Consider the following 24,009-nt stretch of genomic DNA (forward strand, 5'->3'; position numbering starts at 1 on the left):
TCGTTGGCCGATGGCTGTGTCGAGGCGCACGATGGCGCCAGTCTTGCCTTTCCGGGAGTTCCCGATGACCCTGCAGTTCATCCACGGCGGCGTCGACCGCAACGGTGCATCGCTGCACTTCCATATCCGTGATGGCCGTATCAGCGGGCTCAATGGCGATGCCAGGCCCGACGATGGGGCGGAATGCGTCGATCTGAAGGGCTTCGCGGTGCTGCCCGGGCTGGTCGACGGCCACATCCACCTGGACAAAAGCTTCGTCGGCGACCGTTGGCACCCGCATCAGCCGGTGAACAGCCTGCGTGAGCGGCTGGCGGTGGAAAAGGCGGCAGTGGCAGGTGCGGCGCCGATGGTCGATCGCGCGGAGGCGCTGATCCGCCAGTGCAGCGGCTTCGGCACAGTGGCGATGCGCTGTCATGTCGATATCGATGGCAGCACCGGCCTGGGCCACCTGGAAGCGGTGCGAGAGGCCGCGCTGCGCTGCGCCGACATCATGTGCATCCAGCTGGTGGCGTTCCCACAGGCGGGCGTGATGTCCTGCGCTGGTACCGCAGCGGTGCTTGAGCAGGCCCTTGCAGCGGGTGTGGACGTGCTGGGCGGCATCGATCCGACCACACTCGATGGCGATGCCGAAGGCCAGCTGGCGCTGCTGTTCGGCCTGGCCGAGCGCTACGGCGTGCAACTGGACATCCATCTGCATGAGCCCGGCGAAACCGGCCTGGCTCAGCTGCTGCGCATCGCTGCGCGGACCCGGGCCGCTGGCCTGCAGGGGCGTGTTGCGGTCAGCCATGCCTATTCGCTGGGTGAAGTGCCGCTGGCGCGCGCGCTGCAGGTGGGCGAAGCATTGGCCACGGCCGGCGTAGCGATCATGAGCAACGCGCCGGGTGATCATCCGTTCCCGCCGCTGCGCGCGCTGCATGACGCCGGCGTGCGCGTGTTCGCCGGCAACGACAACATTCGTGACTGCTGGTGGCCGTATGGCAATGGCGACCTGCTGCAACGCGCGATGCTGCTGGGCTATCGCTCCGGCTTCCATACCGATGCCGACCTGATGCTGGCGCTGGACATGGTCACCAGCCAGGCCGCGCAGGTGATCGGGCTGCCGCAGTACGGTCTTGCGGAAGGGCATCCGGCCACTTTCGTGGCGGTGCGTGCCGACCACGGCCCGGCCGCCGTGGCCGGGGTGCCGGTGGAGCGCCGCGTGGTGGTCGACGGCCGCTGGCTGTAGATCCACGCCGCGCGAACCCTTGTAGCGCCGAGCCATGCTCGGCAGTTTTTCAGACGTAATCGTCGGCGCGGGTGGCGACGAATTCCTCAAGCCACACCAGCAGATGGGCGATGTCGATGATCTCGCCCTGCTCGACGCGCTTGAGCAGCAGCGTGCTGGCGCCGATCTGCAGGCTGCTGTCGGCATAGCGCAGCACCGCGTCGATGCCCCACGCATCGGTGACCTGCATCCAGGCCAGGCCCGGCACGCGCTGTGCCAGGGTGTCACCGAACGCCACGCCCAGCGCTTCCCAGCCATCGCAGTCATCACGGTCGATCAGCTCGGCATCGACCACGCGCTGCAGCGTGGCGGCCGGCAGCGGCCATTGCACCGGCAGGGTGGGAAAGCCGGCGGCCACGCGCGCGGCGATCAGCGAGCGCTGGTGCTGCAGATGCGTCTGCAGTGCAGCGGGCAGGGGATCGAAGCGGGTGGGGATTTCGTGGGACATGGCAGAGCGCCGTGGGGCACGGAAACAGCGGTACTGTAACGGGAGGCCAATTGCCTTTGAGCGCTGGAATTGATCAGATTTCGATGATCAATGCGCGAGATCCACGCCGGACAATGTGGCTGTCGAGGTTGCCGGCCAGCGGCCGGCACTACCTCAGGTGCGGTGATCAATCCGGTTCGCGTTGCACCTGCCGCCACAGTTCGCTGGCCAGCGCGCGCACAGCATCATCTGCGTCGGCACGATGCAGCAGGCCGATCTCGTAATTGTCGATTACCGGCAGCTCGCGTTCGCCATCGATGATGCGGTGATCGCGGGTGACCGCGCGGCGTGGCAGCAGGCTGATGCCGATGCCGTCGGCCACCGCACCCTGGATGCCGCTGAGCGAGGAACTGGTGAAGGCGATGCGCCAGCGCAGGCCCAGCGCCTCCACGGCGTGGATCATCTCGTCGCGGTACAGCCCGCGCGGCGGGAAGGTCACCAGCGGCAGTGGGTCCTGCAGCAGGCAGCTGCTGCGCAGGCTGTCGATCCAGTGCATCGGCTCGCGTCGGCAGTGCACTGCCTGGCGGGTGTTGCGGCGTTGCTTGACCAGCACCAGGTCCAGTTCGCCGTGGTCGAAGCCGTGGGCCAGGTCGCGGCTGAGGCCGCTGCTGATCTCCAGTTTCACCTGTGGGTGGCGGCGGCTGAAGGCGGCCAGCATGCGCGTGGTCTGTGCGTTGACGAAGTCCTCGGGGACACCGATGCGCACCGCGGTTTCCACGGTAGCGCCGGCCAGCGCCTGTGCCATTTCTTCGTTCAGGTCGAGCATGCGCCGCGCGTAGCCAAGCAGGGTGTGACCGGCGTCGGTGGGGTGCACGTCGCGGTGGCCACGTTCGAGCAGGCGATGCCCGGCCAGTTCCTCCAGCCGGCGCACCTTCTGGCTGACCGTGGACTGCGTCGAATGCAGGCGTGTGGCCGCCGTGGTAAAGCTGCCGCAGTCGGCCACCATCACCAGCGCCCGCAGCAGGTCCAGTTCGAACAGCGTTCTATTCGATTTGGCACTGTCTTGCATTTGAACATTTCACTTCTGGATGCACGTGGCGACTTCTACCATGCAGGGGAGGGGGCAGCAAGCACCGCGCCCCGGTTGTACCGGCATCGCCCGCTGGGCTCGCCGCACAGGAGAACCGAAGATGCGAATCCATCGTTGCCATCGCTGGCCTGCTCCGGTGGGTCGCCTGTTGCTGCTGTGCCTGCTGGCGATGGTCATTCCAGCCTGTTCTGCCACCGTGGGCTCGGCCGATGCCCGCCTGCGCGATGCCGCCGCCCGCGGTGATGCCGAGGCAGTGCGTGGGGCGCTGGAAGACGGCGCCGATCTGGAGGCGCGTGATGACCAGGGCCGTACCCCGCTGCTGCTTGCCACGCATGGCAACAATGTAGACGCCGCGCGTGAACTGATCGAAGCCGGCGCCGACGTCAATGCCAAGGACGCCATGCAGGACAGCGCCTACCTGTACGCCGGCGCGCGTGGACTGGATGAGATCCTGGCGATGACCCTGGCGCATGGCGCCGATCTGGGCAGCACCAACCGCTATGGCGGCACCGCACTGATTCCTGCCGCCGAGCGCGGCCACGTGGCAACGGTGCGCACGCTGCTGCGCGCCGGTGTTGCGGTGGATCATGTCAACCGCCTGCACTGGACCGCGCTGCTGGAAGCGATCCTGCTAGGCGACGGTGGCGCGCGCCACGTGCAGATCGTGCAGCTGTTGCTGGATGCCGGCGCCGACCCCGAGCTGGCTGACGGCGACGGTGTGACGCCGCTGGCGCACGCGCGCAAGCGCGGCTACACCGAAATCGAGACCCAGCTGCGCCAGCATGGCGCGGCACGCTGAAGACCGTTCCCTTCCACTCCGCACGCTGCGCGTGCCCACCAGGATGCTGTCCATGTTCCGTTCCCGTCCGTTATCGCTTGCCATCCTCCTTGCGGCAGCACCTCTGTCGGCGTCTGCTGCCGAGCGCGCCGACCTGCTGATCCGCAATGCCACCGTGGTCGATGTCGAGAACGCCAGCACCCTGGCCGGGCAGAGCGTAGTGATCCGTGGCGATGACATCGTCGCAGTCGGCCCGGACGCCACGATGCGCAGCCAGTGGAGCGCGGCCCGCCAGATCGATGCCAAGGGCAAGTACCTTATCCCGGGCCTGTGGGACATGCATGTGCATTTCGGTGGTGGCCCGGCGCTGATCGAAGAGAACAAGGCGCTGCTGCCGCTGTATATCGCGCACGGCATCACCACCGTGCGCGACTGTTCCGGCGATCTGCCCGAGCAGGTGCTGCAGTGGCGCGGCGAGATCGCCAAGGGCACGCTGTTCGGTCCGCGTCTGCTCAGTTCGGGCGCGAAGATTGAAGGCATCAAGCCGGTCTGGAAGGGCACGATCGAAGTGGGCAGCGAGGCCGACGCCGACAAGGCGATCAGCCGCCTGCAGCACGACAAGGTTGATTTCGTGAAGATCACCGACAGCACGCTGAAGCCGGAACTGTTCCTGTACTCGGCCAGTGCTGCGCGCAAGGCCGGCTTCAAGGCCTCGGGCCACATTCCGATGGCGCTGACCGTGGAACAGGCGGTCGATGCCGGCCTCGCCTCGATCGAGCATCTGGACTATGCATTCAAGGCCGGCAGCAAGGACGAGGCGCAGATTGCCGCCGACTTCGGTGCCGGCCGCATCGACCGTGCCGAAGCCAATCGTCGCCTCGATGCGAGCTTCGACCGTGATACCGCGATGCACGCCTACCGCGATTTCGCCAGGCGTGGCGTGTTCGTGACCCCGACCCTCAACGGTGGCCGCATCCTCGATTTCCTTGACCAGGATGACCACGCCAACGATCCGTACCTGGCCTACATCGGCCCGGGCCTGCGTGCGACCTACCAGTGGCGCGTGGACCGCGCGGCGAAGGCCACGCCGGCGCAGATCGAAGCGCGCCACGCGCAGTACCACCAGGTGGCCGCAGTGCTGCCGATGCTGCAGGAGGCCGGCGTGACGATCATCGCCGGCACGGACGCAGGCTTCCTCAATTCGTTCAACTTCCCGGGCATCGCCCTGCACCAGGAGCTGCAGCTGTTCGTGAAGGAAGGCCTGAGTGCTCCGCAGGCGCTGTCTGCCGCGACCCGTTCCGGCCCGGCCTGGTTCGGCCAGATGGACCGCTACGGTGGTGTTGCGCAGGGCAAGGCTGCCGATCTGGTGCTGCTGACCGCCAATCCGCTGCAGGACATTGCGGCGACCGAGAAAATCGACAGCGTGATCCTGCGTGGCACCGTGTATGACCGTGCAGCGCTGGACAGGATGCTGGCCGATACCAAGGCCAAGGTCGCAGCGTGGAATGCCGAGGCCGCAAAGGCGCAATGATCGGCGGGGTCAGAACCCTTCCGACCGGGAAGGGCTCTGACCCCAGCGTCGAACGGAATCCAGGCACGGCGCGGATCCATGGCGGCGGATAGCCCCTTGCTTCCGGCACGGGAATGATTCGGTGCGGGGACCTAGCATGGTGTCCGTTTCCCGTTCGAATCCGTGCATGCTTGTTTCGCCTGCCTTGCTGCTGCCAGCCCATGAGGCGCCGCTTCCGCTGCCACCCCCACACTGGGTGATGCTGGCCCTGTGGGGGTTGTTGATCGCCACCGCTGTGCCGGCCGTGCACCTGAGCCAAGAACCGGGTGGTCTGCTGCCGGCAGCATTGTTCATCCTTGGCGCAGAGCTGCCCTGGATGCTGGCGACGCCATTGTTGTGGGCTGCGTGCCGGCGCTGGCCACTGTCTGGACGCCGGCATCTGGGCGGATGGTTGGCGCTGTGCCTGCTGCTGACTCCGCTGTTGACGGCATTGGGATGGACCCTGGGCCATATGCTGCTGCAGCTCTGGCAGGGGCAACCCTGGCCAGCACTGCCGCAGGTGCTGCGTGCGATTGGTATCACCGCGCTGTTTGCGTTGCCGACCTTCATTGCGGTGGCGGGCGTGGGCCATGGCCTGGCCGGACTGCAGCGGTTGAGGGCGCAGTCGGAGGTGCTGCAGCAGGCTCGTGAAACAGCCCTGCGCCAGCATCTGCAGCACCACTTCCTGTTCAATGCGCTCAACGCCATCGGCGGCTTGGCGCTGCAACGTCCACGTGCAGCGGACGCGGCACTGGCGCAGCTGTCCTCGCTGCTGCGCGATACCCTGCAATGCCCATCGCAGCGCTGCTTTGCCGATGAACTGGGCGCAGCACAGGACTATGTCGCGTTGCAGTCGCTGCTGCACGATCAGGAGGTGCATCTGCATCTGCAGGCCAGCGCGGATGCATTGGCCTGTACGGTCCCTGGCCTGTTGCTGCAGCCGTTGATCGAGAACGCGGTGTTGCACAGTGGCTGGCAGCCGGATGATGGGCCATTGCGGATCGAACTGCGCGCCGGTGTGGAAGACGGCATGCTTGACGTCGTGCTGTTCAACCCCTGCCTGCGTCCACGCACGAGCGATGGCCTCGGCACCGGCCACGCTGCGACTCAGCGGCGGTTGGCGATGAAGGGCGGCAGGTTGCAGGCCGGAAGCGAGGGTGATGGCTATCGTGCGCGGCTGATCCTGCCGGAGGTCGCGTGACGCGTCCTTTGAGCGTGCTGCTGGTGGACGATGTAGCACTGGCACGTGCCCGCCTGCGCCATCTGCTGGCGGACATTCCGCAGGTCAGGGTAGACGCGGAAGCCGCCACTCTCTCGCAGGCGCGCGATCTGATGCGAGGACGCCGTTTCGATCTGTTGCTGCTGGATCTGGTCCTGCCCGACGGCCGCGGTTGGGAGCTTCCCGAGAAGCAGTCGTCGCTGGCCGCGCACACCATCTTCGTGACCGCGCTGCCGCAGCACGCTCTGCGTGCCTTTGAGCTGGGCGTGGCCGACTATCTGCTCAAACCAGTGGCGGCGCCGCGCCTGCTGGAAGCGATCGAGCGCGTGCGCCGCTTGGCAGGCCTGGCACCGCGTACGGAGGACCGTGCGCAGACACTGGCAGTGCCTGGTAGCGGTGGTGTCCAGTATGTACCGCTGGCGGAGATCGACTACATCGACATGGCGGGCCACTACGCCTGCATACATGTGGGACGCCAGCTGCATCTGCTGCGTGAGCCGCTGGGGCTTCTGGCCGAACGGCTGGCAGATGGAGGACTGTTGCGCGTGCACCGCTCGGCGCTGGTCAACCCGCTGCGGGTGCGATCACTGATCGAGCGGCACAACGGCGATGCGCTGCTTGAACTGGCCGACAGCGTGCAGCTGCCAGTCAGCCGCAGCCACAGGCCGGCGCTGGAGGCGGCGCTGGCTGCACGTACCTGACACACAGCTGGTGCCAGTAGCGGCACGGGTGGTGCCATCTTCGCCCAAGCACGCAATCCACGCGTAGCGACCCATGCACCCTACCGCTTTCCAGATCGAGACGGAGCATACGGATGCGTTGGGGCTTGGGGATGTTGCTGGGCGTGCTGGCGCTGCCTGCGTTGGCCGGTGTGAGGGTCAATGTCGATGACCATCTGGGGCGCGCTGATCGCGTTCCAGCCATTACGGTCGAGGGACTGGCGGCGGCCGAAGTAGTCCAGCTGAGGTTGTCGATGCAGGATGGCCGGGGCCAGCGCTGGCAGTCACAGGCTGCACTGCGCGCGGACCTTCAGGGAACGGTCGACACCGCACGCAGCGGCTCGGAACAGGGCAGCTATCGGGGAATCGACGCCAGCGGTCTGATCTGGTCGATGCAACCACAGGAGGGGAGAGCCAGCGCACTTCCCGTGCAGTGGCAGCGCGCCGATGACGGCTTGGGGTTCCAGTCACAGGCCTTCGAGCTGGAGGTGGAGCGTGCAGGATCGGTGGTCGCACGGCGGACCTTGAAGCGCCATCTGATGCTGCCTGGGGTACGGGTGCAGCGGGTTGAGATCGACGGACGCGAAGCTCACCTGTACTTGCCAGCGGATCTGAAAAGCGACGCAATGGCACCTGCGTTGGTAGCACTGGGGGGAGCTGAAGGCGGGTTCGATGGTGGCGACCTCTATGCCGCGTGGCTGGCGAGCAACGGCTACATCGCGTTGTCGGTGGCGTGGTATCGCGGGCCGGGCGTGCCCAAGGACCTGATCGAGGTTCCGTTGGAAACCGTGCGCGACGCAGTGCACTGGCTGCAGCGCCATCCCCGGGTGGATCCACAGCGGGTAGGGCTGATGGGGGGATCCTGGGGTGGCATCGTGACCATGGCCACGGCGGTGCATCTGCCTGAGCTCCGCGTCGCCGTGTCCTGGGTAGGCAGTCCAGCCCCGTTTCGTGGCATCGCCCGTGACGTGGCCCCGGCCGACTTCCGCGCGGTGGACCGCTCGCCGTTGAGCTGGCAGGGCGAACCCCTGCCGTGGCTGCCGTATCGCGAGGAGGTTGACTGGGGCAGGCCGGGACCGTACTGGGAACCGGCATTGCGTGCCGCGATGCTGCCCATCGAGAACATTGCCGCACGAACGTTGTGGATCGGAGGTGGTGGAGATCGGCTGGGTGACTCAGGCGTGATGCTGGCCGTTGCGCAGCGTCGGCTTGCAGCGGCAGGGCGTGGTGACCGCGACCGGTTCCTGTACTACTCAGATGCAGGGCATCTGATCACAGCGCTCCTGCAGCCGACCACCCATCGGCATGATGTAGGCCCGTTCATTGAAGTGGGGGGCACGTCCGTAGGTCATGCCCGCGCGGACCGTGAGGTTGGACCGGCAGTGCTGGCGTTCCTCGCCGAGGCTCTATAGCTGAAAGCGCGGACGCCTGTTCATCAGTTGAACTTCCCGATGTTGGATTCCGATCTGATTGAGCTTCATCCATGCATGGCGTGGATCTACCGTGTCGACCAAGGTCGACACCTACCAACAGCCACCGGAATCTGTCAGAGGTGGGGCGGTGTCGGAGTGCGGGGTGTCAGCCGCATGGGCCCGAGGCATGCCTCGGGCGGGTTGGGCAGGACGCCCAACCCCGGTCTTGCCGAGTGCGCAGGACAGCGCACACGAGCATGCGGCTGCTAAGCCTTAAAGGACGTACTTGTGGCGTCCCCGCAGTCCGACACCGCCCCGCCATCTCACGGAAAGCCCGTTTTTGCATTTGCTGTTGAGGTTGCCGGCCAGCGGCCGGCACTACCGCAGGAGCGGCGGCGCCGTGGGGTGCCGCCGCGGGACATCATTAGCGGCCAGCCGTGGGCGAACACGAGCGGCTGGCCGCTGCCCCAGTCCTTGTAGAAGATACGGGTGCCATCGGCGACGGTGACGTAGTTGCTCATTGCAGGTTCCTTGGCGGAAGGGAGGGAAGGCAGCGGCAGTTGTGCCTGTGCCTTCGGCAGAACAGCGCAGCGCACGCTGGGCGGCTTGCACGGCTGTGCTGGATTGCCCGGCTCTGACGCATATCGCTCTGGCGCAACGTGGTCGGCATGTCGACGATGGCCGCAGCCTGGTCGAGGAGCCCGCGATGCCGAGAGTGCGATGCAGCCCCCTGTTGTGCCTGCTGTTGGCCGCAGTGGTGCATGCGCAGACCAATGTCTACAAGTGCGTGGATGGACCGCATCCGGTCTACCAGCAGACGCCGTGCCAGGGGCGTGCGGAATGGCGATGGGAGGTGCCGGCAGAGGCGTCGCTGTCGCGTGGTCCGTTGCCGAAGGCAGCCAAGGCGGCCAGTGCAGTCCCGGCCCGACCACGCAGCGTGCGGTCGGGCCGGGCGCACGCCGCGCTGATACCCATCAGCACCGATCCCACAGCCTGTGAGCGCGCGCGGCAACAACGCGGAAAGGCGCTGGCCAAGGCCGAGCGCCTGGACTTCGTACAGCGGCGGCAGCTGGATGACGCGGTGCATGACGCGTGTCGTTGAATCCAGGAGTGCCAGAAACGACAACGGCGCCCGAAGGCGCCGTTGTCAGCAAATGCCAGGTGTCTGACCTCAGCGTCCGTCGCTGGCCGCCGGTGCCGGCGAGGACACGCTGTCCGGCTTGGGCAGGCTCAGTTCCGGGTTGCCCTGTTCGGCCTGCAGGATCTGGATGCGGCGCTGCAGTGCATCCAGCTGGCTGTTGGTGCTCTGCACATCGGTACTCAGGCTGACCGCCTGCTGCTGGGCCTGCTGCAGGGCCGCGCTGACCTGGGCCGACTGGGCCTGCTGCTGCTCCATTTCCTGCTGCAGGGTGCGCAGGCGTTCCTCGTTGTAGGCCACCAGGCGCTCGGTATAGCGCTTGCCGGCTTCCAGGCGGGTAGTGTCGATATAGACCTGTGCCAGCTGCTCGGACTGCTGCGCGAAGGTTCGGTAAACACGCTCGGCGTTGTCGACGGCGTCGGTCTTGATCACCCGCCAGAAATTCTTTTCCTGGAACAGGGCGACGTAGTAGGTCAGGGTGTTGGCGTTGAACAGCAGGCTGGCGCCATAGTTGCCGTTGTAGGTGGTGCGCAGCTCGGTCAGCTGGCGCGCATCCATCAGCTGCTTGAGTTCGTCAACGGTGTTGCGTACCACCGGTGCAGTGCGCGCGGCCGGCTCTGCGGCAGCTTCGCGGTCGCCTCGTGCAGCCATCGCCGCCGGTGCCACCAGCATCATGGCCACGGCCAGCATTGCCGCGCTGCGCGCGTGCCGGGCGAAGACCGCGCCCCCTGAAGTTTCTCGCATGTCTAGACCATCCACGGATGAGTGTGGGTTGAGATGAAGGTGGTTCCCCGCCGGGAGTCTAGCATGGGCGCGGGCGCCGCCAAGGGCGCCCGTCACGGGTCAATAGACCAGCTGCGCCGCGCTGCACTGGATCGACTGCACGTTGACGTCGGTACGGCCCAGTTCCAGGCCCAGCACGCTGGCCAGCAGGTTGGTCAGCAGTGAGCCGACGCTGTTGAGCACCGGCTTCAGCGCCGCCAGGATCGGATTCAACAGGGTACAGAGCAGGCCACTGCAGGACACGCCATTGCCAGGAGTTGTGACTCCGCTTCCAGAGCTCGGATCACCCAGGCCCCCGGCCTTGGTTAGCAGGTACGAGGCTAGGTTGTTGCGCACGCAGCCGTTGTAGTCGAGCAGGTTGCCGAGCAGGCTGTCGCATCGATTGACCAGAAGGCCACCCACAACAATGCTCAACAGCTTGTCGAGCAGACCGAATCCCTCCCCGGTCACGGTCGCACGATAGCTGTCCCAGACAGAGCCGTCTGTCCATTTGGTTCCCAGACCATTCGGAACCGGAACGCCGTTGTGCATCACCCAGTCGCCGACGGGATTCAGGTTCTGGCTGGGATCACCGTTGCGAAGCAGGGGGATGACATTCTTCACGTCATAGCGCCCGCCCCCGGGATGGGCTGCAATCAGATACTGATTGGCCAATGCCAATGCCGTTTGCCTGCCGTCGGCGTCACCTTGCGGAGTCGACACCATGCCCGCGAGCACACGCAGCAGCTCACTGACCAGATCAGAAACGGCGTTGCCCAGCGCCAGTGGATTGATCTGCGTGGAGCCACTCTCGCCGGCAGCCAGGGTCAGGTTCTGTGAGCTGGTCAGGGCGGGCAGGGCGATCTTGTTGGTGATCAGGGGCTTGCCCAGCAGCTTCAGCAGCTGCTCGTTCTGCAGGGTGTTGTCACAGACATTGTTCTTGGAGAAGCGTTGCGCAGGATCGACCTTGCCCACGCAGGCTCGCAGCACCGAGGAGTCGACCTGGATGGTCGCCTTGGGCGGACTGGCGCCACATTGGATGCCGGTCAGGGTGCCCATCGCGTTGGCGACATCGACATGCAGCGGCAGGTGCAGCTGCGTCCCCAGCAGTTGCAGCAGGGGGCCCAGCGCGAACAGGTTGTTGCTGTCCACATCCACCATCAGCCGGACCTGCGCGTTGTAGGCACGCGAGCCTACGCCGCCGATGGCGATCGACGGCGGTTCGACCACGCCCGCCTGTACGTTGATGCCGAGCAGGTTCAAGCCTTCGACCGCGATGCCATTGCCTTCATTGGCGATGGAGATGGCCGTGCTGATCAGGTTGAGCACGCTGATCTTCGACTCGAGTGCGCTGCCGGCGGTACCGTCTGGAGAAATGACCTCGGCGAACAGGCCACCGCCGCCGGACTCGCTGCCCAGTGCGATGTTGAGCTTGGTGATGTCCAGCCGGGTGGCGACCAGGTCCGACAGGGCCCGCAGCTGCACGCCAACGGTGGTGTTGCGGCCGACCACGGTGGCCGTGGCATCAACCAGCTGCGCCAGCGAGATCTTGTTGACCGCCAGCAGCCGGTTGAAATCGGCCACGCTCAGGTTGGCGCTGACCGGGATGTTGAGCGCCTTCAACAGGCCCGATGGGGTGATGTTGGCCTGCGCCAGGCCGTCATAGGAAAGCACCGTGGCATTGGTGACATCGAGGCCGATCAGGCGCAGGGTCGACATCAGCAGCGAGTCGCCCCGGGTCCGCAACAGCTGTGAGCCGACCGCGAACACCGCGGTGGGCTCCGAGCGGCGAGCAACGGCCTGCACGCTGACGGTCGGCAGGCTGGTGTTCTGGCCGAAGAACGGCAGCACGCTGCGCTCGGCGACCACCTGGACCGCGTTGCGGGGGTTGCTGGCGTCGACCGTGGTGACGAAACGGTTCACCGTGCCACGGCTGGCGCTCCAGTTGCCGCAGCGGATCTGCAGGCTCCCCGCAAACTTGTTCTGGGTCAGCGCACTCTGCCGCGCCGCACTGTTGTCGCTGTTGTCCGAGGTACACAGCTCCAGTCGTTGCGCGCCGGCCAGTGCGGCCAGGTCGGCGACCTTCTGCGCGTCACGCTTGGCCCAGAACAGATAGCCGATTTCGATCAGACCCAGCATCGCCAGCAATGCCAGCATGACCAGCATCATGGTGATCGACATGCCACCACGCGGGCGGCTGAAACTGAACTGGCGTGGGCGTTTCATGGCCTACCTCAGCGTCCGGATGAGGATGTTCCCTTGGACTTGGCGACATCGGTTTCAAAGAAGTCCGGGATCTCGTGTTCAAAGCTCTTGATGTAGCGGGCATAGCTCAGGGTGGCCTGGTCGCCGAGGATCGGTAGATGCTGCCCGGCCTGCTGTCCTGATGCCTGCAGGCGGAACAGGTTGCGTGCGGTATCACCGATCTGGCTGCGTACCGGGCGCGGTGCTGGAGCGATGCCGTCGGCGGCGACAACCGCCGTGGTAGCGGTTACCGGCGTCGGTGTGGCGGGCGCTGCCAGGTCGACCGTAGGCAGTGGCTCGGACTGCAGTGGCTGCGCTGCCGGGGTGGACGGACTGCCACCGCCGAGCATCTGCCCGGTCAACGGCTGTTGCTGCGCTTGCGCGGCTCCCGCAACCAGCAGGCAGGTCAATACGGGCAGCAGGCGTCGGGACAGGGGCTTCGCGGTCATGGTGTGTTCCCGTTCGGGCGGTCGGAGGCGCTGAAGCGTTCCAGCATCGAAGGCGGCAGGCGCTGCGGATCGCGCGCATCACGGGCATCGCGGCGCGGTTCGGCTGCCAGTCGTGTGCTGCCTGTTGTTTTGCTGCTGGCCATCGCCGTCGCCGTCGCTGGGGCGGGTGGCGTGACCGTTGCCGCAGCAGCGGCAGCGGCAGCGGCAGCGGCGTGGCGTTGCTGCAGGCGGGCGCGGATCTGTGCGGCCTGCTGTTGGATGCTGTTGCGGGTTTCTTCGTTGAGGTTGGCCTGCTGGGCAAGACGCTCGGCGGTGGCGGTATCGCCACGAAGCACCGCCCACAGCGCCAGGTTGGCGGTGGCCTTGGCGTTGCCTGGTGACAACTCCAGCGCCTTGGCCAGCGGTTCGCGCGCCTGCTCGAAGCGGCCCGCGCGCAGCCGTGCATAGCCGAGGTCACCCAGGTAGCTGGTATTCAATGGCTGCAGCTGGGTGGCCTGCGCCAACGCCTGCTCGCTGCCGGCATCGTCATCGCGGCGCGCAGCGATCAGGCCGAGGCCATGTGCCGCCGCAGCCGCCTGCGGACCGCTGGACAGGTCGCGATACAGGGCGATCGCCGCGTCGGCCTGTCCAGTCTCGCGCAATGCATCGGCCTGCAGCAGGCGCAACGCCGGCGGGTCCCCGTAGCGCTGGCGGAAGGCATCGACATGCGCCAGCGAGGCATACCACGCCCCCTGCTGCTGCATGCGCTCGATCAGCTCCAGGTAGGCGTTGCGGCTGTCCTGCGGTGCCGGTTCGGGCGCGGCCAGGCTGGGCGCACGCAGATACTTCGGCGTGGTCGATGAGCAGCCGCCGGCGACGGCGACGAGAGCAAACAGCAGGCAGGTGTTGCGCAGGGCAGGCATCAGGGCGATCCCATCTTGGACATGGTTGTGGCCAGCGCGACCAGCGCGGGGCCGGCAAGGACCAGCATCAGCGCTGGCAGCAGGGTCAGCATCATCACCACGGTCATCTTGACCGAGAGCTTGCCGACCTTTTCCTTCAAGGTATTGCGGCGCTGTTCGCGCAGGCGGACGCTGAACTGCCGCAGCGGCTCCTGTACCGCACCGCCGTGCGCATGCACCTGCAGGATCAGCTGCATCAGGCTGCTCAGGTCGTCGTCGGCATAGACTTCGCTCAAGCGGCGCAGCGACTGCGCGCGGGTGCGGCCGTGGGTGTAGGCCACGTTGGCTTCCTGTAGTTCGCCACCGAGTACCGGCAGCGCGTCACGCAACTTGTCGCCCAGCGTCTGCAGGCTCTGGTCCATGCTGAATCCCACGCCCTGCAACAGCCGCAGCAGGTCGATCAGCAGAGGCAGCTCGTTGTCGACGGCCCGCCGCCGCCGTTTCACCCAGGAAGAGAGAACGAACTTTGGCAGCAGCAGGCCGGCGGCCAGCGCACCGATCACGACCATGATCCTGGCCAGTCCCGTGGCATCACTGAAGGCCAGCGCCAATGCCAGCACGAGCAGCGCCAGAAGCAAGCGCAGGCCGAGATAGATTGCGGTGCCGCGACGCGTGTTCCAGCTGGCCAGGTCCAGCAGCAGGCGATCTTCATTGGCCAGCAGCGCAGCTTCCAGGCGACCGCCACTGAGCGCGCGGCCGAATCGCTCCAGCCAGCCCAGTGAATCGCGTTGTGTGGTCTCGTTGTCACGCGCCTCTTCGCGCGGTTGCAGGGCGGTCTTCAACGTGGCCGAGGTTCGGTGTTCGCGATGGCTGCGCACCCAGCCGGCAATGCCGAGCAGGGCGATGCCAGCCGCAAGCAGCAGCAGGGAGAGGGCGAACCAGGCGCTGGCGCTCATCGGGCATCTCCGGGGTGGCTGCGGCGGTTCATAGTGATTTGGCCAGGCGATACAGCAGGAATGCTCCGAACAGCTCCAGCCCCAGTGCGATCAGCAGGATCTTGTGACCGAGTGGATCGTGCAGGACCGGCTGGAAAAACTCGGGGCTGGAGATTGCCATCAGCACGGCGCTGGCCGGTGGCAGCAGGCCCAGCACCCACGCCGACATGCGCGTCTCGGAGGTGGTCGCGGCCAGTTCCTGCTGCGCCTGTTCCAGGTCGCGCATGAAATCACCCATGCGCTGCAGGATCTGGTCGGAGCGGCCACCAATGCGCACGCTGACCCCGACCACCACCGACAGAACCTTCAGCACATCCATGCGATACGGCTGCGCCGCCAGTGCGAGCGCGCGGTCCAGGTCCATGCCGCTGCGCGCATAGCGCACCGTGGTATCCAGCAGGCCACGCAGCGGTGCGCTGGTCTGCATCGATGCCACCTGGAACGCTGCCTGCAGGCTGTTGCCCAGCGCGGTCAGACGCACAAGGTTGTCGAGGAAATCCGGCAGCTGATGCAGCAGCTGCGCGCGCAGCTTCGATGTCCGCCGCATCACCCACAGCCAGCAACCCAGAAGGTACAGCAGCAGGGTCAGCGGAAACATCCATGCGGTGCCGAGCCGCAGCATCGCCACCACAGAAAGCACCAGCCCCGGCACCAGCAGCATGATGGGAAGCTTCCAGCCCGTCTGCAGGCCGGCGCGCTGCAGTAGGCCGTCCAATGGCAGCACGCGTCGCCCGCTGCTGGCCGGTCGCGGCGGATCGTTGGCCGCTGCAACGGAGGCGCCAGCGGGGGCGCCAGCACCGGCGCTGCCACGCGCAAGGCGCTGTTCGGCGTGCTGCATCGATGCCTGGCGCTGCTCGCGGCTGCTGGCTGTGCCCCACAGCCAGACCGCCAGAGCCAGCAGCACCGAGATGATGCTCAGTACGCCCAGCAGCAGCCCAGTGCCCATGCTCAGAAGTCCCCGTACAGGGATTCGCGCAGCTGCTGGCGGAATGGCTCCAGCTTGTGCGAATGCGGATGGAAGCCCAACCCGATCCAGCGATCGATTTCCCTGCCGTTGCCGTCGATCTGCAGCTCGTGGCGGAACATTTCCTGGGTGGTGATCAGGTTGTCGCTGACGCCGGTGATTTCTGTGATCGAGACCAGCACGCGGCGGCCACTGCCGAGGCGCGAGATCTGTACGATGAAGTCGATGGCGCTGGCGATCTGCCGCCGCAGGCTGTCCTCACTGCCCTGGAAGCCAGCGAAACCGGCAAGCATCTCGATGCGGTACAGGCAGTCACGCGGCGAGTTGGCGTGGATGGTGGCCATCGATCCGTCGTGGCCGGTATTCATCGCCTGCAACATTTCCAGTACCTCGGCGCCACGCACCTCGCCGACGACGATGCGATCGGGACGCATGCGCAGGCTGTTGCGCACCAGGTCGCGGATGCTGACCGCACCCTGGCCCTCGGCACCACCGATCCGGCTTTCCAGGCGTACGACGTGCGGATGGTTGAGTGATAGTTCGGCGGTGTCCTCAACTGTGATCACGCGTTCGTTGGCCGGCACGTAGCTGGCCAGTGCGTTCAGCAGCGAGGTCTTGCCGGAACTGGTGCCACCGGAGACCAGGATGTTGCAGCGGCCCAGCACCATCGCCTTCAGCAGCGCCTGCATGGGTGCATCGAAGGTGCCTTTGGCCAGCAGCTCATCGGGGGTGAACGGGTCCTTGCGGAACTTGCGGATGGACACCATCGGCCCGTCCACCGCCAGCGGCGAGATGATCGCGTTGAGGCGGCCGCCGTTGGGCAGTCGCGCATCGACCATCGGGTTGGAATCATCCAGGCGGCGCCCCAGCGGAGCGAGGATGCGGCGCAGGATGCGCAGCAGGTGGGTATCGTCGGTGAAGCGCTGGGTGGCGCGCTTGAGCTGGCCGCCCTGCGAGACGTGCACATCCTTGAAGCCGTTGATCAGGATGTCTTCGATGGATGGATCGTGCAGCAGGTCGTCCAGCGGGCCAAACCCGGTCAGCTCCTTGACCAGGCCTTCGGCAACCACCTGCATCTCTTCCTCGTTGATCGGGATGCGCCATTCCTGGATGAAGCCCACGGTCTGCACCTGCACCCAGCGGGCGATGGTGTCCGGGGCCCAGGAATCGATGTCGATGCGCTCGTCCTCGATGCTGTTGAGCAGGTGCTCGTGCGCAGCCGACAGCACCTTCTGGTACTGCTCGGTCTGTGCGAACGGCAGATGGCCGGCGGCGCTCTCGGGCAGCACCGGGCGGGCAGCGGCATGCGGGAACGGAGTTACCTTGTCTTCCATTGCGATCCACCCAGAGCAAGGGAGAGTCTTTCCCGCAGGCCCTGCGCCTGGACCGGGCACGCAGCCGGATCCAATCGCGGGACGAGCGGGGCGAGGGCACGCAGGTAGGGGTCGCGCGGCGCATCCTGCAGCAGCAGATGGCCTTGGCTGGCCGCCAGGCGTACGCGCGGTCGTTCGGGCAACGTTGCCAGCAGCGGCACCTCGAAGCGGCGCGCGATCTGCTCCGGGCTCATGCCGCTGCTGTCGTCGTGGCGGTTGATAACCAGCTGCAGGCGCTTCTCGCGTTCGCGCTGGCCAGCGAGATGCTTCAGTGCCTGGTCCAGTGACACCAGCGTGGCGATCGAGGCGTCGGTGACCAGCCAGATCTCGTCGGCCTGGTCCAGCAGCAGCGGTGGCAACTGCCGCAGCGGGCAGCCGCCGGCATCGCACAGCACGCTGGCGAACACGCCGCGCAGCCGCTGCAGCAATGCGCCCGGGTCCGAGGGTGGCACCGCATCACTGCCACCTGCACGGTCCAGCAGCACCAGCCCGGACTCATGGCGCGCCATCGCGGTGCGGGCAAGGGTAGCGTCGATGCGGCTGGCATTGCGCAGCGCATCCTCGTAGTGGAAGCGGCTGTCGAGATTGAGGTACAGCGCAAGGTCGCCCGAGGGCTGCGCCAGTTCCAGCAGCAGGCCGTCCTGCTGCAGCGCGTCGCCCTGGGCCAGCGCGCGGGTCTGCTGCGCCAGCACCGACAGATGCGCCGCAAGAGTGCTGGTGCCGACGCCGGCGCGCACCCCCAGCAGCACGATCAGGCGTGCCTTGTGTGCCAGCTGCGCCGAAGGAGCCGGTCGTGGCGACAGTGCGCGGCGCAGCGCTGCTTCGATGCCGATGTTGTCGCTGTCCAGGTCCAGCACGTCACGCAGGCCCACGCGCAGCGCCATCACCACACCTTCCACCTGGCCGGCACTGGTGGAACCGACCGCGACCAGCATCAGCTCCGGCTCGGTCTGCTGCAATTGCTGTGCAAGCACGCTGGAGGCGGCCGCGTGCTCGGGACGGAAATCGAGAAGCACCAGGCTTTCCGGTCCGCGTTGCAGGTCCTGCGCGGAAGTCGGCATGCTGCTGTCCTGCCAATGCAGGGTGGTGGCCGGCGGCAACTTGGCGGCCAGCCGGGGCAGCAGTTCGCGATCCATGCCGTACAGGACCAGGTTCATCGGTGGTCCTTGTGGATGCAGCGGCTGGGCGGTGGCGTAGGGCATGGTCGTGGTATCGCAGGCATCATGGAGTCAACGCGAGAAGCCGGGCACCGGGTCCTGGCTGATCGGGCCGAGCAGCCACGAACCCCATTCCGGAAGGTTCGGCTTGGCCTCGCGTTCGCCGGGCAGCGGTAGTTCGGTGTTGCGCGCCAGCGGCTTCACCAGCCGCGGCGTGACGATGATCACCAGTTCCTTGTCCTGTCGTTTGTAGTCGAAGTTGCGGAAGAACGAGCCGATGATCGGCAGGTCGCCCAGCAACGGGATCTTGCCGACGCTGGACACTACGTTGGAGCTGACCAGGCCGCCGATCACGAAGCTCTCGCCGTCGCCGAGCTCGACGGTAGTGTCTGCGCGCCGGGTAGTGATCGAAGGGATCTGCACACCGTTGAGGGCGATGGCGTTGCTGTAGTCCAGGTCGCTGGCTTCCGGAGCCACCTTCAGCGCGATGCGATTGGGTGCCAGCACCGTCGGGGTCACGGTCAGGCCGATGCCGAACGGCTTGTACGTGATGGTGGTGGTGCCCAGCCCCTGCGGTTCCAGGATCGGCAGTTCGCCACCTGCCAGGAAGCTGGCACTCTGACCGGACAGCGCGACCAGCGTCGGTTCGGCCAGGACACGCGCCATGCCGTTGCTCTGCAGCAGGTCGACATCGGCGTTCCACAGGCCCTTGGTCGAGCCGAACACCAGGCGGAATGCAGAGGAAATGGGCGACTCGGCTTCGTTGCCGGAGTTGCCTTCCTTCATCCCGGGCAGGATGCCGGTGTTGCCCGGCAGCTGGCCGCCTGGACGGGCGAAGCCGTAGGCGAAGTTGCCATTGCGGTTCTGGAAACTGATGCCGATCTGCTTCAGCGCCGTCTTGTTGAATTCGACGACCTTGACCTCGACCTGGACCACGCCGCCGCTGCTGACCGTCGATGTATCAGCAAGCGTGCCGTCCTTGCCCAGCGCCATCGCCGCGGTGCGCTGTTCCTGCATGTGCGAGAGCACGCTGTCGGTACTTCCCTGCAGCAGGCCCTGGTTGTCCTGCTGGGTGAACACCAGCCCGCCCGAGCCGGCGTCGGCCGCACCCTGCACGGCGCTCTGCACCCGCACCTGCAGGCGCTGCGGTTCGGCCTGCCTGCGGTGCCACAGCAGCAGGGTCGTGATGCCTGGTGCCTTGCCGACCAGCAGTGCCTGGCGCTGGCCGCGCAGCATCACGATATCGGCCACGCCGGGGTCGGCGATGGCGACCCGCTCCAGGTCGGCCGGCAGCGTCCACGGCCGTTGCTCACGTGCCTGCAGCACCAGATCGTCGGCCGCCACGCTTGTTGCCGGTGCCAGCAGCACCAGCAGCAGGGCCAGCCAGCGCTGGCGGGGGGAGAGGCGTGGACTGCGGCGACGTTCGGTCATGGATGCGCTCGATGCAGGTCAAAGGGAACCACGGGGAGCAGAGCTGTCCCCGCGGATGATTTCGATGCCAGGCGCGCGCTGGGTCCTGTGGCGCGTCGCAGGTGCGCGTGCCGGCGCCTGTGGATTGGCGCGCGCCGGAGCGGTGCCGCGGCCAGCCAGCGCATCGTCATCGATGCCGGCGAAGGCATGGTTCTCCGGTCGTTGCAGCGCAAGCTGCTGTTCCGCATCCAGGCCGCGCAACGGATCGATCACCCCGCGCGACTGCGGGAACAGGGCGAGGTCGGGCAGGCCGGTATCAGCCGGATTGCGCAGGGCCAGGAACAGCTTGCCCTGCTGCGCACCCAGCAGCAGGCGATTGGCATCGGCCACCGGGACTGCCAGCACCGCACTGCGTGCCGGTTGGGTGGCTTCGTTGCCCGTGGTGTGGCTGCTGCCGCTTCCGGTGATGTCGGCGGCACGCGGGTCGTTGCGGTTGTCGCCGTCGTTGCTGGCGACAGCTTCGCTGGTGGCCGGGGCTATATCCTGCTGGCCATAGCTGAGTACGCGCAGGCGGGACAGCAGCAGGCGCGTCTGTGCAGCCTCGCCCGGGCCGCTGGCGTTGGGCTGGGCATTGCGCAGGTTGAGGAAGACGTCGACGAAGTCGCCGGGCAGGATGCGGTTGCCAGCGCCGACCAGTTCATCGACCGGCACCGCAAGGGCGCGCTCGCCCGGGCGCAGCTGCAGCGAGAATCCCTGCGCCAGTGCGCTGCTGCTGATGGCGGTGCCTTCGGCGATATCCTGCACCGGCACCTTGCCGACGACGGTAGCGATGCTGGTGGCGGCACCGGCGACCGGCGCGGTGCGCTGCGCAAGGCGCAGCCCGTTGGCGGTGATCGGTTCGCCGGCCGGCAGGCGCGCCACCGCTTCCACCACCGTGACCGTCTGGGCCTCGCTCTGCGCGACCGGAGCCGCTGAGGCCGGGGCGTCGGGCTTGCGCCCGATCATGAAGGCGACCAGGGCCAGCAGCACGGCCAGCCCGATCAGGGCAACGGCGGCGATGCGGGTCAACTTGAGCATGAAACCGTCTCCTGTACCGATCGTCAGTTACCGCTGCCGAGGTCGAGCTGTGCGACCGCGACGCTGCGGATGGGGGCCTGCATCACCCACTTGTAGAGCGTGGCGGTGCCGGGCAGGAAGGGATGGCTGGCGTAGTCGTAGCTGACGGTCACGGTCATGCACTGGGCCGTGGCCAAGCCCGCGCAGGGCGCCTGCGGCGACACCACCACGGCGTTGCTGCCGCCATTGCTGCAGTCGACGGTCTGCGCCGAGAACTTCAACAGCCATTGCATCGAGTTGCGCGCCGCGACACATGCTGCTGTACGGCGCTCATTGGCATTGCCATAGCGCAACGATGCGCGCGCACCCTCGGCCGAGGCGGTGGCCAGGGTCTGCTGCGCAGCCATGATCATCACGCCAGAAAAGGTGAACATCAGCAGCGGCAACAGTCCAAGCATCAGCATCAACGCGAACTCGATGCTGGCGACGCCACGCTGCCGGCGGGGGCTGCGGGAGTTCATGACACACCTCCGTAGGCGCTGATGAGGATCCAGCCGATGGCGGAAATCGCCAGGTAGGCTGCATAGGGAATGCCGTGGCGTCCCTGCCGGGCGCTCTGCATGTCACGGAGTGCAGGATGTGATTGCCAGTGCGAACTGGCGCGGTCTACCTGGGCCTGCAGCCCGAACGGCAACAATGAACTCAGTCGGCGCGACACCAGGACGATCGCCGCATGGGCACCGGCAGCGAGGCTGGCCGCGATCCAGATCGGCAGCAATGCCTGCCAGCCCAGCATCAGGCCCAGTACCGAGAAGAACTTGACGTCGCCCGCGCCCATCCAGCGCACTGCATGGAACGGCAGCAGCGCTACCAGGCCCAGCGCCGCGCCGGCGACGTGGGAACCCCACGGCAGGCGCGGCGCGTTGAACTGGCCGGCGATGATCAGGACAACCGTGATCGCGCACGCCGACAGCAGCCAGGTGTTGGGCACCCGGCGGGCATACAGGTCGCTGATCGCGATCCGCAGGCACACGCCGATGGCCAACAGTTCCAGCAGTGTCATCGCACACTCCATTGTCCGTCAGTGGACGGTAGGCAGTTGCTGTCCCTGGTCCAACCTGGAACGCCGCTCAGGTTGCGGGCGTGGAGCCTGATGCCTTGGTAGCAAGATCAGAGAGATTCTTGAACAGCGTCTCGAAGAACCCCTTGATCTCCTTGTTGCCGACCGCGATCAGGATGCCGGCAATCACAGCAGCCAGCAGCCCGTACTCGAGTGCGGTAACGCCGTCTTCTTCCTTCAGGAACCTGCGGATCGATGCGTTCATGACGTTTGTCTCCCTCTACCTGTCTACAACAGGACACCTGCGTTGGGCGGTGGCCCGGCTCCGCCGGGATCGTCCGTGGACCTCCGCCGATCCTGGCGGAGGAGGCATAGCGGGACGGGCCCACTGTGCTCAAGCAGGGTGATCGTTTCCAGGGAGGGCGCCGACTGCGCGGCTACGACCGCACGGCGCCAGGCCGGTGGTCGAAGTATCGTGCGATGCGTGCATGTTCATGCGTTCCCCCTGGATGCGGCCTCTTTATGAAGGACCGGATCACCTTGATATCGACTTTGCCTGAATGGCGGCCCGCTGCAACCGGAACCTATATGCAAATTCGGCAGAAAACACTCGGACCTTAAACTTTCAGATTGTTTCTGTGACGAATATCCGTTCGTGGGCAAAACGGTTCATCCACGTGTAGATAATGTGATTCCTCTAAACTTTCGCATGCGAAAACCGTGCCAAACACGACAACAAACTCTTCACTTGTGTATCGGTTTTCTTCAATGCATTCCGTGGGTTTACCCGCGAAGATTATCGGGCATACTCGCATTCAAGCTATGGAGTTTTTCCGGGTGGGCTGTGCGGCATTGGCCGTTCCTCTCCCGGCACCGGCAGCGGTTCCTGTAACGGTGTGCGCCCTGTCAGGCAGTGGGGGCCGCATCGCATGACGGATCAACGGGGGGGACGACACTGTCATGGTCGATGGTGGGGTAGGAGACAGTGACGACAGCGGCCTGCGGTCGATCGACCTGGCGACGCTGAGCGGCGTGCTTCGTGTGTGTGATGTCGAATTGCTTCTGCTCGATGGCAACGGACCACGGGCGGCCTTCGCTTCGCGCGTGCACGAGGAAGCCCTGTTCTGCAGCATCAGCTGTGGTTTCCATTGCCGCGGGCGCTTCATGCTGCCTCCGGACTGGGCGATGCTGGGGTATATCCACGCCACCGATGAAACGCTGAGCTGGTGCCACGGAGTGCCACTCACGCCGGGAATGGCGTTGACCGTCATGCCCGAGGGTATCAGTGAGTTCACGCTGAGCCCCGGCACCCATATGACCCTGATGCTGGTGCCGGTGGTACGCGTGCAGCGCAAGCTGACCGAGCTGAGCCTGCGCAGCACGCCGCCCGCAGGCCAGGCGCTGTCCTTGTTCAACCTGGCCAGTGATTCAGCGCCGCTGGTGGGGTATTACCAGCAACTTCACCAGCAGTTGGGACAGGGCATTGCACTGCAGCCGGATGAAACCGAACGCCTTCTGCATGGGCACGTGCAGGCCCTGCTGGGCGCCGGTGCGGCAGACCGCCCGGGATGCAGCCGTGCGCGCCGGACGCACTATCTGATTGCGCAGCGTGCGGAGAACTTCATGCGGCTCAACCTGCGCCGCAATATCTACATGAATGAAATCTGTGATGCCGCTGGCGTCAGCGAGCGCGGCCTGCGCTATGCCTTCGAGGACCTGTTCGGTACCTCGCCCAATCGTTACCTGTCGATGCTGCGCTTGTGCGCGGCCTGCCGCAGCCTGTCGATGGCCGATTCCAGCCGTCGCTCGGTGAAGGCCATCGCGCTCAGCTGCGGCCTGTGGGACCTGTCGCGCTTCGCCGACAATTACCGCAAGGTCTTCGGCGAACTGCCGCGCGATACCTTGATGCGCGCACCGGCGCAGATCGGCCAGCCGGCCTGACCCTGGCGGCACAAGGGTTTCCCCGTCGTTTCTGCCGGAATTGCATATCCGCTTGCCGATATGGTTGCCGCTTCTGCATAACCGGCTGCCGATTCCGACCGTGGATTTGCCGGAATGCGCG

General features: G+C 66.3%; 23 protein-coding genes and 1 pseudogene. 8 read left to right on the plus strand and 16 right to left on the minus strand.

The annotated features are described in order from the left end of the window. Positions 1–64: 64 nt before the first annotated feature. Positions 65–1,225: an amidohydrolase family protein gene (locus V9K93_RS13985; RefSeq protein ID WP_136638101.1), complete on the plus strand. Its 1,161-nt coding sequence runs from the start codon at positions 65–67 to the stop codon at positions 1,223–1,225. A 49-nt stretch (positions 1,226–1,274) separates the two neighbouring features. Here the strand turns inward: V9K93_RS13985 and V9K93_RS13990 are convergent, their stop codons facing one another. Both V9K93_RS13990 and V9K93_RS13995 read right to left on the minus strand, forming a co-directional pair. Continuing rightward, entirely contained in the window at positions 1,275–1,712 is a 438-nt protein-coding gene (locus V9K93_RS13990; RefSeq protein ID WP_337302734.1) for a DUF3806 domain-containing protein, read from the minus strand. 166 nt (positions 1,713–1,878) lie between these two features. Next, positions 1,879–2,760, minus strand: a complete 882-nt coding sequence (locus V9K93_RS13995) for a LysR substrate-binding domain-containing protein (protein WP_100434859.1) — start codon at positions 2,758–2,760, stop codon at positions 1,879–1,881. Between the two features lie 121 nt (positions 2,761–2,881). On the opposite strand from V9K93_RS13995, the gene V9K93_RS14000 reads away from it, so the two are divergent. The 5 genes from V9K93_RS14000 (at position 2,882) to V9K93_RS14020 (ending at position 8,458) form a co-directional block, all read left to right on the plus strand. After that, positions 2,882–3,580 (plus strand): ankyrin repeat domain-containing protein, encoded by a 699-nt coding sequence (locus tag V9K93_RS14000; RefSeq protein WP_136638098.1) that lies wholly within the window; start codon positions 2,882–2,884, stop codon positions 3,578–3,580. Between the two features lie 52 nt (positions 3,581–3,632). Further along, positions 3,633–5,090 carry an amidohydrolase family protein gene (locus V9K93_RS14005; RefSeq protein WP_136638097.1) on the plus strand — a complete coding sequence of 486 codons (1,458 nt, stop codon included), beginning with the start codon at positions 3,633–3,635 and terminating at the stop codon, positions 5,088–5,090. Between the two features lie 166 nt (positions 5,091–5,256). Further along, the gene (locus V9K93_RS14010) at positions 5,257–6,309 is read left to right on the plus strand and encodes a sensor histidine kinase (RefSeq protein WP_248298414.1); all 1,053 of its coding nucleotides are present in this window, start codon (positions 5,257–5,259) and stop codon (positions 6,307–6,309) included. Beyond that, positions 6,306–7,028, plus strand: coding sequence for a LytR/AlgR family response regulator transcription factor (locus V9K93_RS14015; protein WP_295376353.1), 723 nt, complete (start codon positions 6,306–6,308; stop codon positions 7,026–7,028). The genes V9K93_RS14010 and V9K93_RS14015 overlap by 4 nt, the downstream gene beginning before the upstream one ends. A gap of 113 nt (positions 7,029–7,141) precedes the next feature. Further along, complete coding sequence (locus tag V9K93_RS14020) at positions 7,142–8,458, plus strand: acyl-CoA thioesterase/bile acid-CoA:amino acid N-acyltransferase family protein (protein WP_337302735.1); 1,317 nt, start codon at positions 7,142–7,144, stop codon at positions 8,456–8,458. Between the two features lie 425 nt (positions 8,459–8,883). Here the strand turns inward: V9K93_RS14020 and V9K93_RS14025 are convergent. Continuing rightward, positions 8,884–8,979, minus strand: a pseudogene (locus tag V9K93_RS14025) (alpha/beta fold hydrolase); the annotation flags it as partial. A 185-nt stretch (positions 8,980–9,164) separates the two neighbouring features. On the opposite strand from V9K93_RS14025, the gene V9K93_RS14030 reads away from it, so the two are divergent. Continuing rightward, entirely contained in the window at positions 9,165–9,560 is a 396-nt protein-coding gene (locus tag V9K93_RS14030; RefSeq protein WP_337302736.1) for a hypothetical protein, read from the plus strand. A 69-nt stretch (positions 9,561–9,629) separates the two neighbouring features. Here V9K93_RS14030 and V9K93_RS14035 read toward each other — a convergent pair whose 3' ends face one another. The 13 genes from V9K93_RS14035 to V9K93_RS14095 all read right to left on the minus strand — a co-directional run bounded on the left by V9K93_RS14035 (position 9,630) and on the right by V9K93_RS14095 (position 22,212). Next, the gene (locus V9K93_RS14035) at positions 9,630–10,340 is read right to left on the minus strand and encodes a DUF2968 domain-containing protein (protein WP_136638092.1); all 711 of its coding nucleotides are present in this window, start codon (positions 10,338–10,340) and stop codon (positions 9,630–9,632) included. Between the two features lie 99 nt (positions 10,341–10,439). Further along, a complete protein-coding gene (locus V9K93_RS14040; RefSeq protein WP_337302737.1) occupies positions 10,440–12,584 on the minus strand; it encodes a TadG family pilus assembly protein in 2,145 nt (714 codons plus the stop codon). A gap of 8 nt (positions 12,585–12,592) precedes the next feature. Further along, positions 12,593–13,051: a DUF3613 domain-containing protein gene (locus V9K93_RS14045; RefSeq protein ID WP_337302738.1), complete on the minus strand. Its 459-nt coding sequence runs from the start codon at positions 13,049–13,051 to the stop codon at positions 12,593–12,595. Beyond that, entirely contained in the window at positions 13,048–13,953 is a 906-nt protein-coding gene (locus V9K93_RS14050; protein ID WP_337302739.1) for a tetratricopeptide repeat protein, read from the minus strand. Before V9K93_RS14050 ends, V9K93_RS14045 begins: the two co-directional genes overlap by 4 nt. Beyond that, positions 13,953–14,888, minus strand: coding sequence for a type II secretion system F family protein (locus V9K93_RS14055; protein ID WP_136638088.1), 936 nt, complete (start codon positions 14,886–14,888; stop codon positions 13,953–13,955). Before V9K93_RS14055 ends, V9K93_RS14050 begins: the two co-directional genes overlap by 1 nt. Positions 14,889–14,916: 28 nt before the next feature. Next, the gene (locus V9K93_RS14060) at positions 14,917–15,873 is read right to left on the minus strand and encodes a type II secretion system F family protein (RefSeq protein WP_136638087.1); all 957 of its coding nucleotides are present in this window, start codon (positions 15,871–15,873) and stop codon (positions 14,917–14,919) included. Positions 15,874–15,875: 2 nt separating this feature from the next. Further along, a complete protein-coding gene (locus V9K93_RS14065) occupies positions 15,876–17,225 on the minus strand; it encodes a TadA family conjugal transfer-associated ATPase (protein ID WP_136638086.1) in 1,350 nt (449 codons plus the stop codon). Beyond that, the gene (locus V9K93_RS14070) at positions 17,210–18,466 is read right to left on the minus strand and encodes a CpaE/TadZ family protein (RefSeq protein WP_136638085.1); all 1,257 of its coding nucleotides are present in this window, start codon (positions 18,464–18,466) and stop codon (positions 17,210–17,212) included. Before V9K93_RS14070 ends, V9K93_RS14065 begins: the two co-directional genes overlap by 16 nt. Before the next feature lie 27 nt (positions 18,467–18,493). Next, complete coding sequence (locus V9K93_RS14075) at positions 18,494–19,852, minus strand: type II and III secretion system protein family protein (RefSeq protein ID WP_136638084.1); 1,359 nt, start codon at positions 19,850–19,852, stop codon at positions 18,494–18,496. A gap of 18 nt (positions 19,853–19,870) precedes the next feature. After that, positions 19,871–20,908 (minus strand): Flp pilus assembly protein CpaB, encoded by a 1,038-nt coding sequence (cpaB, locus tag V9K93_RS14080; RefSeq protein ID WP_295381493.1) that lies wholly within the window; start codon positions 20,906–20,908, stop codon positions 19,871–19,873. A 23-nt stretch (positions 20,909–20,931) separates the two neighbouring features. Continuing rightward, a complete protein-coding gene (locus V9K93_RS14085; protein WP_136638082.1) occupies positions 20,932–21,408 on the minus strand; it encodes a TadE/TadG family type IV pilus assembly protein in 477 nt (158 codons plus the stop codon). After that, on the minus strand, positions 21,405–21,950 hold the full coding sequence (locus tag V9K93_RS14090) for an A24 family peptidase (RefSeq protein WP_337302740.1): 546 nt from the start codon (positions 21,948–21,950) through the stop codon (positions 21,405–21,407). The genes V9K93_RS14085 and V9K93_RS14090 overlap by 4 nt, the downstream gene beginning before the upstream one ends. Positions 21,951–22,017: 67 nt before the next feature. Beyond that, positions 22,018–22,212: a Flp family type IVb pilin gene (locus tag V9K93_RS14095; protein ID WP_136638080.1), complete on the minus strand. Its 195-nt coding sequence runs from the start codon at positions 22,210–22,212 to the stop codon at positions 22,018–22,020. 695 nt (positions 22,213–22,907) lie between these two features. Between V9K93_RS14095 and V9K93_RS14100 the strand changes: the two genes are divergently transcribed. Then, positions 22,908–23,888 (plus strand): AraC family transcriptional regulator, encoded by a 981-nt coding sequence (locus V9K93_RS14100; RefSeq protein WP_337302741.1) that lies wholly within the window; start codon positions 22,908–22,910, stop codon positions 23,886–23,888. Positions 23,889–24,009: the final 121 nt, after the last annotated feature.

It is taken from the genome of Stenotrophomonas sp. CCNWLW162, assembly GCF_037203745.1.
Classification (GTDB): domain Bacteria; phylum Pseudomonadota; class Gammaproteobacteria; order Xanthomonadales; family Xanthomonadaceae; genus Stenotrophomonas; species Stenotrophomonas maltophilia_AQ.